The sequence below is a fragment of the Rhodoplanes azumiensis genome (assembly GCF_042682915.1).
Classification (GTDB): domain Bacteria; phylum Pseudomonadota; class Alphaproteobacteria; order Rhizobiales; family Xanthobacteraceae; genus Rhodoplanes; species Rhodoplanes azumiensis.
Map to the genome: position 1 here is coordinate 49,350 of NZ_JBHUIW010000026.1, position 12,576 is coordinate 61,925.

General features: G+C 69.6%; 12 protein-coding genes. 7 read left to right on the plus strand and 5 right to left on the minus strand.

Features of this window, described 5'->3' with window-relative positions:
* Positions 1-133 precede the first annotated feature (133 nt).
* Complete coding sequence (locus ACFSOX_RS19310) at positions 134-2,074, minus strand: propionyl-CoA synthetase (RefSeq protein WP_378479485.1); 1,941 nt, start codon at positions 2,072-2,074, stop codon at positions 134-136.
* A gap of 370 nt (positions 2,075-2,444) precedes the next feature.
* On the opposite strand from ACFSOX_RS19310, the gene ACFSOX_RS19315 reads away from it, so the two are divergent.
* Positions 2,445-3,212, plus strand: a complete 768-nt coding sequence (locus tag ACFSOX_RS19315; RefSeq protein ID WP_378479453.1) for a sulfite exporter TauE/SafE family protein — start codon at positions 2,445-2,447, stop codon at positions 3,210-3,212.
* Between the two features lie 139 nt (positions 3,213-3,351).
* Positions 3,352-4,980, plus strand: a complete 1,629-nt coding sequence (locus tag ACFSOX_RS19320; RefSeq protein ID WP_378479454.1) for an acyl-CoA synthetase — start codon at positions 3,352-3,354, stop codon at positions 4,978-4,980.
* Between the two features lie 250 nt (positions 4,981-5,230).
* Here ACFSOX_RS19320 and ACFSOX_RS19325 read toward each other — a convergent pair whose 3' ends face one another.
* Positions 5,231-6,265, minus strand: a complete 1,035-nt coding sequence (locus ACFSOX_RS19325; RefSeq protein ID WP_378479455.1) for a Bug family tripartite tricarboxylate transporter substrate binding protein — start codon at positions 6,263-6,265, stop codon at positions 5,231-5,233.
* Positions 6,266-6,655: 390 nt separating this feature from the next.
* Positions 6,656-7,675: a Bug family tripartite tricarboxylate transporter substrate binding protein gene (locus tag ACFSOX_RS19330; RefSeq protein WP_378479456.1), complete on the minus strand. Its 1,020-nt coding sequence runs from the start codon at positions 7,673-7,675 to the stop codon at positions 6,656-6,658.
* Between the two features lie 157 nt (positions 7,676-7,832).
* Here ACFSOX_RS19330 and ACFSOX_RS19335 point away from each other — a divergent pair, with 157 nt between their 5' ends.
* The gene (locus tag ACFSOX_RS19335) at positions 7,833-8,516 is read left to right on the plus strand and encodes a PadR family transcriptional regulator (RefSeq protein ID WP_378479457.1); all 684 of its coding nucleotides are present in this window, start codon (positions 7,833-7,835) and stop codon (positions 8,514-8,516) included.
* Positions 8,517-8,688: 172 nt separating this feature from the next.
* Here ACFSOX_RS19335 and ACFSOX_RS19340 read toward each other — a convergent pair whose 3' ends face one another.
* Positions 8,689-8,865, minus strand: coding sequence for a YdcH family protein (locus ACFSOX_RS19340; protein ID WP_378479458.1), 177 nt, complete (start codon positions 8,863-8,865; stop codon positions 8,689-8,691).
* Between the two features lie 289 nt (positions 8,866-9,154).
* On the opposite strand from ACFSOX_RS19340, the gene ACFSOX_RS19345 reads away from it, so the two are divergent.
* Complete coding sequence (locus tag ACFSOX_RS19345) at positions 9,155-9,358, plus strand: YdcH family protein (protein ID WP_111358688.1); 204 nt, start codon at positions 9,155-9,157, stop codon at positions 9,356-9,358.
* A gap of 4 nt (positions 9,359-9,362) precedes the next feature.
* Here ACFSOX_RS19345 and ACFSOX_RS19350 read toward each other — a convergent pair whose 3' ends face one another.
* Complete coding sequence (locus tag ACFSOX_RS19350) at positions 9,363-10,100, minus strand: GGDEF domain-containing protein (protein WP_378479459.1); 738 nt, start codon at positions 10,098-10,100, stop codon at positions 9,363-9,365.
* 190 nt (positions 10,101-10,290) lie between these two features.
* Here ACFSOX_RS19350 and purE point away from each other — a divergent pair, with 190 nt between their 5' ends.
* Genes purE through ACFSOX_RS19365 form a run of 3 tightly spaced genes read left to right on the plus strand, consistent with a single transcriptional unit; the run spans position 10,291 to position 12,405 of the window.
* A complete protein-coding gene (gene purE / locus ACFSOX_RS19355; RefSeq protein ID WP_378479460.1) occupies positions 10,291-10,788 on the plus strand; it encodes a 5-(carboxyamino)imidazole ribonucleotide mutase in 498 nt (165 codons plus the stop codon).
* Complete coding sequence (locus ACFSOX_RS19360; protein WP_378479486.1) at positions 10,788-11,882, plus strand: 5-(carboxyamino)imidazole ribonucleotide synthase; 1,095 nt, start codon at positions 10,788-10,790, stop codon at positions 11,880-11,882. Before purE ends, ACFSOX_RS19360 begins: the two co-directional genes overlap by 1 nt.
* Before the next feature lie 49 nt (positions 11,883-11,931).
* A complete protein-coding gene (locus ACFSOX_RS19365) occupies positions 11,932-12,405 on the plus strand; it encodes an NYN domain-containing protein (protein ID WP_378479461.1) in 474 nt (157 codons plus the stop codon).
* Positions 12,406-12,576: the final 171 nt, after the last annotated feature.

Genomic DNA, 12,576 nt, shown 5'->3' on the forward strand with positions numbered 1-12,576 from the left:
AAAAGGCCGGGGCGCGCCCCGGCCGTCCTGACCACGCGCTCCGGTGGCCTCCGTGCCACGGCCCCATCCCGACCCTCCCCCGCAGGCGGGGGAGGGAGAGGGATGGCGCATCACGCGTCGCCGCCGCGCAGCCTCACCCGCCGCCGATGCCGTGGCCCTTCAGCGCCGCGTCGATCTCGTCGAGCGCCGCGGGGTCGTCGATGGTGGCCGGCATGGTCCACGGGTCGTGGTCGGCGATCTTCTTCATGGTGCCGCGCAGGATCTTGCCGGAGCGCGTCTTCGGCAGGCGGTTGACGCAGATGGCGATCTTGAACGCGGCGACCGGGCCGATCTTGTCACGCACCAGCTTGACGATCTCCTGCTCGATGTCGCTCGGCTTCTTGTCGACGCCGGCCTTGAGGACGACGAAGCCGCACGGCACCTCGCCCTTGAGCTCGTCCTTGATGCCGATGACGGCGCATTCGGCGACGTTCGGGTGCGAGGCCAGAACCTCCTCCATGCCGCCCGTCGACAGCCGGTGTCCGGCCACGTTGATGATGTCGTCGGTGCGACCCATGATGTAGAGATAGCCGTCCTCGTCCTTGAAGCCGGCATCCGCGGTCTTGTAGTAGCCCGGATACTCGTGGAGATAGCTCTCGACGAAGCGGTCGTCCTGCTGCCACAGGGTCGGCAGGCAGGCCGGCGGCAGCGGCAGCTTGACGACGATCGAGCCCATCTTGTTGGCGGGCAGCTCGTGGCAGCCCTCGTCGACGATGCGCACGTCGTAGCCCGGCATGGCGACGGTCGGGGAGCCGGGCTTCACCGGCAGCCGGCCGAGGCCGACCGGATTGCCGGCGATCGCCCAGGCCGTCTCGGTCTGCCACCAGTGATCGATCACCGGCACGCCGAGGATGCGCTCGGCCCACATCACGGTATCGGGGTCGGCGCGCTCGCCGGCCAGGAACAGCGCCCGCAGCTTCGTCAGGTCGTAGCGCTCGAGGTGCTTGGCGTCCGGATCCTCCTTCTTGATCGCCCGGAAGGCGGTCGGCGCCGTGAACATGGTCACGCAATTGTGCTCGGCGATCACCCGCCAGAAGGCGCCGGCGTCCGGCGTGCCGATCGGCTTGCCCTCGTAGAGGATGGTGGTGCAGCCGTGCAGCAGCGGCGCGTAGACGATGTAGGAGTGGCCGACCACCCAGCCGACGTCGGAGGCCGCCCAGTACACCTCGCCGGGGGCGACGTCGTAGAGATTCGGCATCGTCCATTTGAGCGCGACCATGTGGCCGCCGTTGTCGCGCACCACGCCCTTCGGCTTGCCGGTGGTGCCCGACGTGTAGAGGATGTAGAGCGGATCGGTCGCGGCGACCTGGACGCATTCGGCGACGCGGCCCGACTTGAGCGCGGTGGCGCGCAGCGTCGCCCAATCGTGATCACGTCCGGGAATCAGCTCGGCCTGGGTCTGCGGCCGTTGCAGCACCAGCACGGCGGACGGCTTCTCCGAGGCGAACGTGATGGCGGCGTCGAGCAGCGGCTTGTAGGCGACGACGCGGCCCGGCTCGATGCCGCAGCTCGCGGTGAGGATCACCTTCGGCTTGGCGTCGTCGATGCGGGTGGCGAGCTCCTTGGCCGCGAAGCCGCCGAACACCACCGAATGGATGGCGCCGATGCGGGCGCAGGCCAGCATGCCGATCAGCGCCTCCGGCACCATCGGCATGTAGAGGATGACGCGGTCGCCCTTGCCGACGCCGAAGTCGCGCAGGATGGCGGCGAGCGTGCGCACCTCCTGCAGCAGATCGCCGTAGGTCATCGTGCGCTTGGTCGCCGTGACGGGCGAATCGTAGATGATGGCCGGCTGGTTGGCGCGGCCGTTCAGCACGTGACGGTCCACCGCGTTGTAGCAGGTGTTGCAGACGCCGCCGACGAACCAGCGGCCGTAGGGGCCGAGGTTCGGATCGAAGATCGTCTTCGGCTTCTCGTACCAGTCGATCGCCTCGGCGGCCTCGCCCCAGAACGCCACCGGATCCTTCAGCGACTGCGCATAGACCTCGTGATAACGCGTGGCGCCGGCGCCGGTGTCCTGCCGGGCGGTCTCCAGATGCAATGCGGATGCGGAATTCGTCACGTCGCTTCCTCCTGATCGGCACGCCCTTCGGCTCCGACGCGCGAGCGCAGGAGCCGGACGCGGCTGCCGTGTTTCTGTCCCGGGGGCTTTTGGCCGCGATTGTGCCGCACTCGCACCGGTTTGCAAGAGTGTTGCCCCTTAGCCTTTGGTCGTCGAGCGCGGCGGCGGCGCGGCGGACGGGCGGCGGATCGCCACATCCGGGATCGCCATCGGCCGGTCGCCACGGGCGGATCGCAGCATCGGCGCGCCGCGCAGCCGCACGGACTAATCCATGCTGGCGTGACGCGACCGGATCGGCTTTGATGCGCGGCCCCCGTTTCCCGCCTCACGCCGCCTGTCGACCGTGGACATCATCCAAGACCCGATCTTCTACCTCGTCGCCCTGCCGGCCGTGACCGCGATCGGCCTCTCCAAGGGCGGCTTCGCCGGCGTCGGCACCATGGCGACGCCGCTGCTCGCGCTCTACGCGCCGCCTTTGCAGGCCGCCGCCATCCTGCTGCCGATCGTCATCGTCCAGGATCTCATCTCGGTGTGGGTCTATCGCCGCGACTGGGATCCGTGGAACCTGAAGATCCTGCTGCCGGGCGCGGCGATCGGGGTCGGGATCGCCTGGGCGATCGCGGCGCATGTGTCGGACGACATGATCCGCATCGCGGTCGGGCTGATCGGGCTCGGCTTCGTGCTCAACGTCTGGTTCGGCCGGCCGCCCAAGGCGGGCAAGGCGCCGAATCCGGCCGCCGGCGTGTTCTGGGGCGGCCTGTCGGGCTTCACCTCGACGCTGTCGCAGGGCGGCGGCCCGCCCTTCCAGGTGTTCGTGCTGCCCCAGAAGCTGCCGAAGCTGCGCCTGGTCGGCACCACGACGATCTTCTTCGCCGTGGTGAACGCCCTCAAGGTGCTGCCCTATTTCGCGCTCGGCCAGTTCACCGGCGAGGCGCTGGGCACGTCGGTGCTGCTGCTGCCGCTCGCGGTCGCCACCAACTTCCTCGGCATCTGGCTGGTGCGCCGCACCCCGACCGAGTTGTTCTACAAGATCAGCTACGCGCTGATCTTCCTGATCTCGGTCTCGCTGATCTGGCAGGGCGGCGCGCATCTGGTCTTCGGCCGCGGCTGAGGCCGCGGCGTCGGGTCGATGCGCCGCGACGAGCCGGCCGCGCCCGGCGGGCCGCGACATCGTCTCCGCCGAGCGGCGTATTGGAGGGCTTCGGCGGCTTCGCTAACGTGGGACGGTTTTCCAGGGAGCGCATTGCCCGATGGCCGCGAACGCCTACGACACCGATCTCGACCGCAATCCCGCCAACCATCAGCCGCTGACGCCGCTCGTCTTCCTCGAGCGGGCCGCCCGCACCCATCCCGACCACCTCGCCGTGGTGCACGGGCCGCTGCGCCGGACGTATCGGGATTTTCATAATCGTGCAAAACGGCTCGCCTCGGCGCTGGCGAAGCACGGCATCGGGCGCGGCGACACCGTCTCGGTGATGCTGGCCAACACGCCGGCCATGCTCGAATGCCACTACGGCGTGCCGATGACGGGGGCGGTGCTGAACACGCTCAACACCCGGCTCGACGCCGCCATCATCGCCTTCTCGCTCGACCATGCCGACGCCAAGGTGGTGATCACCGACCGCGAGTTCTCGCGCGTCATGAAGCCGGCGCTCGACGCCGCCACGGTGAAGCCGCTGGTGATCGACTACGACGATCCCGAGTTCACGGGCGCCGGCGAGCGCATCGGCACGCTCGACTACGAGGACGTCGTCGCGCAGGGCAGCGACGACTTCGTGCGAAAACATCCCGGCGACGAGTGGGACGCGATCTCGCTGAACTACACGTCGGGCACCACCGGTAATCCCAAGGGCGTCGTCTATCATCACCGCGGCGCCGCGCTCACCGCCACCGGCAACGTGGTCAACTGCGGCATGGGCAAGCACCCGGTCTATCTGTGGACCCTGCCGATGTTCCACTGCAACGGCTGGTGCTTCCCGTGGTCGATCTCGGTGGTCGCCGGCACCCATGTGTGCCTGCGCCAGGTGCGCGCCGGCCTGATGTACGAGCTGATGGCGACGCACGGCGTCACCCATCTGTGCGGCGCCCCGATCGTGATGTCGACGCTGCTCAACGCCGCCCCGCACGAGAAGCGGCCGCTCGCCGGCCCGGTGCAGTTCTTCACCGCGGCGGCACCGCCGCCCGAATCCGTGCTGGTCGCCATGAAGGAGGCCGGCTTCGAGGTGACGCATCTCTACGGCCTCACCGAGACCTACGGCCCCTCGGTGATCAACGACTGGCACCGCGACTGGGACGCGCTGCCGATCGACCAGTGGGGCGCCCTCAAGGCGCGCCAGGGCGTGCCTTACGTCGGCCTCGACGACCTCGTCGTGATGGACCCGGCCCACATGGTGCCGGTGCCGGCCGACGGCACGACGCTCGGCGAGGTGATGTTCCGCGGCAACGTCGTGATGAAGGGCTACCTGAAGAACAAGACGGCGACCGACGAGGCCTTCGCGGGCGGCTGGTTCCACTCCGGCGACCTCGGCGTCATGCACCCCGACGGCTATGTCCAGCTGAAAGACCGCGCCAAGGACATCATCATCTCGGGCGGCGAGAACATCTCGTCGATCGAGGTCGAGGACGCGCTCTACAAGCACCCGGCCGTCGCCGCCGTCGCCGTGGTGGCGAAGCCCGACGAGAAGTGGGGCGAGACGCCCTGCGCCTTCGTCGAGCTGCGCGAGGGCAAGAGCGCCACGGCCGAGGATCTGATCACCTGGTGCCGGGAGCACCTCGCCGCCTTCAAGTGCCCGCGCCACGTGGTGTTCACCGAGATCCCGAAGACCTCGACCGGCAAGATCCAGAAGTTCAAGCTGCGCGAGATGGCGAAGGAGGCGTGAGGCCTCGCGTCGCGGCGGGAACCGACCGATCGTCGGCGGCCGATCCGGATGGGCCGTACACCCCGCTCCCGGCCCCACAAGGGGTGAGGAAACGCTGGACGCGAGGTGCCGTAGTTGCGAAGCCCTGCCGATCGGACTCGAAATCGAGCAAAGGCGCGAGGCATCAGCCCGGCGCTGCTCCCTCCCCCCTTGTGGGGGAGGGATGAGGAGGGGGATGCCCCGGGCAAGGTCCGTCGTGACGGCGCTCTGCTCAATCCCCCTTCAGCCCGAGCCGACGCACCAAGGCGCTCCACTTCTTCTCCTCGCGGTCGATGTCGGCGGCGTACTCGTCCGGCGTGCTGGTCAGCGGCGCGCCGCCCTCGGCGCGGATGCGCTTGGCGACGTCCTCGGTCTTCACCAGCGCCTGCAGGGCGGCGTTGATCTTGGCGACGATCGGGACCGGCGTGCCGGCCGGCGCCAGCAGGCCGTAATGCAGGACCGACTCGAAACCCGGCAGGCCGGACTCGTCGGCGGTGGGCACGTCGGGCAGCAGCGGGAACCGCTCGCGGCTCATCACGGCGATCACCCGCAGCGTCTTCGCCTCGATGTTGCCGAGCGCCGGCGCCAGGATCCCGAAGGCGATCGGGACGTGGCCGCCGACCAGGTCGTTCATCAACGGGCCGGTCCCCTTGTAGGGCACGAGCGTCGCATCGATGCCGGCGCTCGCCTTGAACAGCTCCGCCGTCATGTAGCCGCCGGTGCCGACCGCCGAGGTGCCGATGCTCACCTTGCCGGGGGCCGCCTTGGCGGCGGCGATCACGTCGGCGACGGTCTTGCCCGGGAAGGACGGATGGGCGAGCAGCACCACCGGCATGGTCGCCATCAGGCCGATCGGGGCGAAGTCCTTGCGCGGGTCGTAGCCGGCCGTGGCGAACAGGCTCGGATTGACCGAGATGGTCCCGGTGTGGCCGAGCAGCAGTGTGTAGCCGTCCGGCGCCGCGCGGGCGACCGCCCGCGTCCCGATATTGCCGCCGCCGCCCCCCCGATTGTCGACGATCACCTGCTGGCCGAGCGCGCCGGACAGCTTGTCGGCGACGATCCGGGCCATGGCGTCGTTGCCGCCGCCGGCCGGGAACGGGACGATCAGGGTGATGGGCCGGGCCGGCCAGCCGGCGGCCTCGCCGGCCGCCGTGGGGGTCGCGCCGGCGGATTGCGCCGACGCGGACGGGGCCGGTCCCGCCAGCGCGAGGCCGGCGAGGGCGAGCATCGCCGCGAGGGTGCGGCGACGGGGGTGATCCGCACGCATGGTCGTCTCCTGCTTGTTGTCGGTCTGGTTGTCGTGATCGTCTTGTCTTGGGTCGCTCGTGCCATCGCGGCCGGGCGACACGATGCGAAACCGGCCCGGCGTCGACACGGAACGGCAGCTCGTCGAAAGGCGGTGAAAACGTTTTCACCGGCTCCCCAGCAGGCTGTTGAAATTCCGATTCTGGTCGTTCCGGGGCCGGCCGAAGGCCGGAGCCCGGAACCCATAGCCCTCTCCCGATTCCGGACAGCCGCTTCGCGGCGTCCGGAATGCCGACGAGGGAGTGTCGACGGTCTCCCCGGGGCGTCTGGACCTGTATTCGAACGACAAGGGCCGGCACCGACGACGCACCGACGGAGCGAAGACGGCGCGCCGGCGCCGGCCGGCGTGGCCTCACTCCACCTTGATGTCGAGAGCGCGCACCAGCGTGCCCCAGGTCTTCTCCTCGGTGTCGATATAGTCGGCGTATTGCTGCGGCGTCATCGGCCGCGGCTCCAGGCCCTCGGCGGCGAATCGGGCCTTCACGTCGGGGTTCGCGAGCGCCGCGTTCAGTGCCGCATTGAGCTTCGCCACCACGGTGGGCGGCGTGCCGGCGGGCGCCAGCAGCCCGTATTGCAGCTCGGCCGAGAAGCCCGGCAGGCCCGATTCGGCGACGGTCGGCACGTCCGGCAGCAGCGCGCTGCGCGTCTTGCTCGTCACCCCGAGGGGGCGCAGCGTGCCCCCCTTGACGCTGCCGAGCACCGGGACGATCGGGACGATCATCATCGCCACGTGGCCACCGATCAGGTCGTTCAAGGCCGGCGCCGTCCCCTTGTAGGGGATGTGGGACAGCTTGATCCCGGCCTCCTTGGCGAACAGCTCCGCCATGATATGGCCGACCGTGCCGGCGCTCGACGAGGCATAATCGAGCTTGCCGGGGCTCGCCTTGGCGAGGGCGATGAACTCGGCGATCGAGGTCGCCTGCACCTTGGGATGGACGACGAAGACGCTCGGCGACACCCCGATCATGCCGATCGGGGCGAAGTCCTTGCGCGGGTCGTAGCCGGCATTGCGATAGACGCTCGGATTGATCGACAGCGTCCCGGTGTAGCCGAGCAGCAGCGTGTAGCCGTCGGCCGGCGCGCGGGCGACCGCCCGGGTGCCGATATTGCCGCCGCCGCCGCCGCGATTGTCGATGATCACCTGCTGGCCGAGCGCCCCCGACATCTTGTCGGCGACCACCCGGGCCGTGGCGTCGTTGCCGCCGCCGGCCGGGAACGGGACGATCAGGGTGACGGGCCGGGTCGGAAAGGCCGCGTCCTGAGCCACCGCCGAACCGCCGGACAGCGCCCCCGGCAGACCGAAAACCGTGAGACCGAACAACGACATGATCGCGAGCGCCAGCCCCCGGCGCCGCGAGACATCCCCGCGCATTTTTATCTCCTTGTGAGTTCCTCGCACGCTTAGCGAACCAGTCCGCGAGCGCCTGCGCAAGCGCACGGACTGCGGCAACCTGAAAATATGTAAGATATATCTTGCGCTATAACGAAGCACGCTCTATCTCAAGATATATCTTAACACGGAGAACGAAATGCACGGACATCATTGTGACCCCCGGGACAGCCGCGGACCGCGCCATCACGACCATCACGGCGGGCGCGACGACATGCACCCGGGCCATTGGGCGGCCGGCCGGCACGGCGGCGGCGGCCGCTTCGGACGCGGCCGCTTCGGCGGCGGGTTCGGCTTCGGCGGCGGCTTCGGCGGCGGCGACGTCGCCCGCATCGGGCGCATGCTGGCGCAGGGCGACCTCCGCCTGCTGGCGCTCGCCCTGATCGCCGAGCAGCCGCGCCACGGCTACGAGATCATCAAGATCCTGGAGGAGAAGACCGGCGGCTGGTACGCGCCGAGCCCCGGCATGGTCTACCCGACCCTGACCTTCCTGGAGGAGGCCGGGCACGTCACGGCGCAGACCGAGGGCAGCAAGAAGCTGTACACCATCACGGACGATGGCCGCGCCCATCTGGCCGAGAATCAGGCCGTGGTGGACGCCGTGGCGGAGCGTCTCGCGGCGATCGCCCAGAAGGCCGAGCGCTGGCGGCAGCGGGCGGAGCGCGAGGACGGCGAGCGCGGTCCCCGGGTGTCCCGCCTGGTCGATGCGGCGGTCGACAATCTGCGCGACATCGCCGCCGAACGGTTCGGCCGCGACGCCGAGGCGGAGGCCCGCATCGTCGAGATCCTGGCGCGGGCGGCGGCCGAGCTGCGCAAGATCTGACCGCCCCCGGCCGTCGATCGCGCCGTCGATCGCACGGTCGATCGCAACAGATGCGGAGACGATCCGCACACCGGCCACCGCCGGGTGGCCCTTCGAAAACAGAACCGCCGGCCTCGTTTCCGAGAGCCGGCGGCTCTACCAAACACAACGATGAATTATTCCGAACTAATCCTCAGTGTACGCTGCTCAGGTGCTGCATCCGAACGATGGCGTCCTTGAGCTGCAGTTTCCGACGCTTCAACTCGGCGAGCTGGAGATCATCGACTGACGGATGCTGGAGGGCTTCGTTGAGTTCCGCTTCCAGCATCCGGTGCCGTTGTTCGAGTTCAGCAAGCGAGAGCGTGGCCATGTGCCTTTTCTCCTCATGTCAGATTGCTGCCTGACATTGACAGTCTGCCACGATGACACTTTGGTGTCGACGAGGATCGACACCGTCTCGCACGACACCGTTTCGTGATCGTTGCCGTGACCGCGGCGGGCGACCTTGGGAACCTTGAAAAAACGACGCTCCCGGGCGATACATGCGGCGACAGGCCGCGATCACGTTCGACCCGGGCATGACTGGACCGCGGCCGGTGCAGCGGTCCCACGGTCCCCGACGGTCCGGTGACCGACCGTCCGGTGGCGAACGCGGTCCGATGAACGAGAACGAAGCCGACCTCAAGGGACAGCTCGAGCGCCTGCGCCAGGAGCATCGCGACCTCGACGTCGCGATCTCGGTCCTGCAGGATACGCCCGGCTCCGACATTCTCCAGGTGCAGCGCCTCAAGAAGCGCAAGCTGTGGCTGAAGGACCGCATCTCCTTCATCGAAGACCAGATGACGCCCGACATCATCGCCTGACGGGCTAGCCACTCCGGCCGGCGCGCCGGCGTTTTCGCGTGTACATGGCCGCGTCGGCACGGGCGAGAGCCTCGGCGACGGCCTCCGGAGCCGTCAGGGCGGCCGTGCCGGCCGAGGCTCCGACCGCGATCTCGCCCTCCCCCCATGGCACCCGGGCGGCGGCGATCATCGCCTCCAGAACCGTCGCCTTGGCCTGCGCGTCAGCGTCGGCGAGGTTCCACAGCAGCACCGCGAACTCGTCGCCGCCGAGCCGGGCGACGAGATCCGAGGCGCGGACATGGCCTTGCAGCACCGCCGCAACGGTCTGCAGCACGGCGTCGCCGGCGGCGTGGCCGTGGGTGTCGTTGATCGGCTTGAAGCCATCGAGGTCGAGATAGACCAGCACCAGCCGGCCGCCGTAGCGCTGGACATGGGCACTCGCGCGCGACAGCTCGCGCTCGAAGCCGCGGCGGTTGAGGAGGCCGGTCAGCGGGTCGCGGTCGGCATGCGCCTCGAGCTCCGCGAGGCGGTCCCGCATCGCGGCGAGCTCGGATTCCAGGCGGGCGACCTCGCGGGCGAGCTTTGTCGCGACGCCGGCCCCGAGCCGGTCGGCCTCGTCCGCCAGCCGTCCCGGCTGCGACCGCACCGGCCCGGCGCCGCTCGCCACCGGGGACGACGGCTCCTCGGGCGCCCGCGGCGGCGCGGTCTTGCCGCCGGCCGACCCGGTCCGCCGCATCTGCCGTCCCGCCGTCTTGCCCCGCATGAGCCGGTCGCCGCACGCCCTGTGATGCTCTCCGCTGTACGTGATTCGCGACTCGGGCCGAAGCAGCGTCCACTCCGGCACGCGCCGCCGACCGGCTCGCTTGCCGCCCGAAACCCCAGTGGATAAAACCGCGCGTCGACCGCCCGGCGGTCCTGTTCCCGATCCGAGAGAGCCATTGTCCGAGAGAGCCATGGCCGCGAGCCCGGTCGCCATCATCATGGGCAGCCAGTCCGACTGGGCCACCATGCGGCACGCCGCCGAGACGCTGACCGCGCTCGGCGTCGACCATGTGACCCGCATCGTCTCGGCCCACCGCACGCCCGACCGGCTGATCGCCTTCGCCAAGGGCGCCAAGGCGGACGGCTTTCAGGTGATCATCGCGGGCGCCGGCGGCGCCGCCCACCTGCCCGGCATGACGGCCGCGATGACGCCGCTGCCGGTGCTCGGTGTGCCGGTCGAGTCGAAGGCGCTGTCGGGGGTCGACTCGCTCTACTCGATCGTCCAGATGCCGCCCGGCGTGCCGGTCGGCACGCTCGCCATCGGCCGCGCCGGCGCCGTCAACGCGGCTCTGCTCGCCGCCGCGATCCTGGCGCTGCACGACGCCGATCTCGCCGACCGGCTCGACGTCTGGCGCCGCCGCCAGACCGAGTCGGTCGCCGAGGCGCCGTCCGAGGAGGCCTCCGCGTGATCGTCGCGCCGCGTCCGCTCGGGCCGGACGCCACCATCGGGATTCTCGGCGGCGGCCAGCTCGGCCGCATGCTGGCGCTCGCCGCCGCAAGGCTCGGCTTCAAGTGCCACGTGCTGTGCCCGGACCCGCAGTCCTGCGCCTTCGACGTGGTGCGCCGGGTCACCGAGGCCGACTACACCGACAAGGAGGCGCTCGACCGCTTCGCCAATGACGTCGACGTGGTCACCTACGAGTTCGAGAACGTCCCGGCCGAGACGGCGACGTTCCTGTCCGCCCGCAAGCCGGTGCTGCCCGACCCGACGATTCTCGCGACCACCCAGGACCGGCTCACCGAGAAGAACTTCGTGACCGCGCTCGGCATCGCCACCGCCCCCTATGCCGCCGTGGACGACCGCGCCTCGCTCGACGCGGCGCTCGCCGCACTCGGCCGACCGGCCGTGCTGAAGACGCGGCGGTTCGGCTACGACGGCAAGGGCCAGGTGACGATCCGGGCCGGCGACGATGCCGGCACGGCCTGGGACGAGATCGGCCGGCAGCCGGCGATTCTCGAAGCCTTCGTGCCGTTCGAGCGCGAGGTGTCGGTGGTCGTCGCCCGCGGCCTCGACGGCACCGTTCAGGCCTTCGACCTGTGCGAGAACGAGCACCGCGACCACATCCTCAAGGTGACCCGGGTGCCGGCCGCCGTGCCGGCCGAGATCGCCGAGGCCGCGCGACACATCGCCGGGCGCATCGCCGACGCGTTCGGCTATGTCGGCGTGATGGCCGTCGAGATGTTCTGGGTGGCCGAGAGCGGCGGCGCCGGCGGGCGCGTGCTGGTCAACGAGATCGCGCCGCGCGTCCACAATTCCGGCCACTGGACCCAGGACGGCTGCACGGTGTCGCAGTTCGAGCAGCACATCCGTGCGGTGGCCGGCTGGCCGCTCGCCGTGCCGGTCCGCCACGGCCGGGCCGAGATGATCAACCTGATCGGCGCCGAGGTCGACGACCACCAGGCCTGGCTCACGGTCCCGGGCGCCGCCGTGCATCTCTACGGCAAGCCGATCGTCCGGCCGGGGCGAAAAATGGGCCACGTGAACCGGGTGTTCGTGGACTGACGAGCGCGCTTGCGCCTGCAGGGTTGCGGGCTTATATAGGCACCACCCCGTGGTGATCTCTAAATTTCTCCGGTCGTCGCGGGCCTACGAAGGGCCCCTGCGGGGGCCCTTTCTATTTGGGGACGCGCGTGAACCGCGTGGCAGCGTTTGTCGACCCGGATATCTGTTCGCCCAAGGCTCCGTCGCGCTGACCGGCGCCCGCCAACCACGATCGTCGCTCGTTCTGGATGCGCCACGCGCAATTGCCGCAATCACCAACTTCGCTTGCGAGCGGGCGTCCGGCTGCGACTTCCTGCGGGCCTACTGGTACGACGGAGCCAGCTTCAAAGGCCTGACGATCGAACAGGACGGGATCGCGCATCTCGACAACGTCAAGCTCAGGCTCGGACTCCTGAACAGCGCCGGCGAGCAGAAGGGCGTCGATTCCCTGATCGTCACCGACATGATCGAGCTGGCCCGGCTCGGGGCGATCTGCGACGCGGTTCTGCTGTCGGGCGACGAGGACGTTCGGGTCGGGGTATAGATCGCCCAGAATTATGGAGTCCGCGTTCATCTGATCGGCATCACCCCGGCCCGCGGCTCCCAGTCGAAAGCCCTGCAGCAGGAAGCCGATACGACCGCCGAATGGGACAGGACGCTGGTATCGGGCTTTCTTCGGGTTCGCCAGCCGGAGCCGACGACCACGGCACCTGGA

What these genes read in the sequence shown, in the direction of transcription:
- ACFSOX_RS19345 (WP_111358688.1), top strand. Translation starts at nt 9,155, where the DNA reads ATGAACGAGAACGAAGCCGACCTCAAGGGACAGCTCGAGCGCCTGCGC.
- ACFSOX_RS19320 (WP_378479454.1), top strand. Translation starts at nt 3,352, where the DNA reads ATGGCCGCGAACGCCTACGACACCGATCTCGACCGCAATCCCGCCAAC.
- ACFSOX_RS19335 (WP_378479457.1), top strand. Translation starts at nt 7,833, where the DNA reads ATGCACGGACATCATTGTGACCCCCGGGACAGCCGCGGACCGCGCCAT.
- ACFSOX_RS19350 (WP_378479459.1), bottom strand. Translation starts at nt 10,100, where the DNA reads ATGCGGGGCAAGACGGCGGGACGGCAGATGCGGCGGACCGGGTCGGCC.
- ACFSOX_RS19325 (WP_378479455.1), bottom strand. Translation starts at nt 6,265, where the DNA reads ATGCGTGCGGATCACCCCCGTCGCCGCACCCTCGCGGCGATGCTCGCC.
- purE (WP_378479460.1), top strand. Translation starts at nt 10,291, where the DNA reads ATGGCCGCGAGCCCGGTCGCCATCATCATGGGCAGCCAGTCCGACTGG.
- ACFSOX_RS19330 (WP_378479456.1), bottom strand. Translation starts at nt 7,675, where the DNA reads ATGCGCGGGGATGTCTCGCGGCGCCGGGGGCTGGCGCTCGCGATCATG.
- ACFSOX_RS19340 (WP_378479458.1), bottom strand. Translation starts at nt 8,865, where the DNA reads ATGGCCACGCTCTCGCTTGCTGAACTCGAACAACGGCACCGGATGCTG.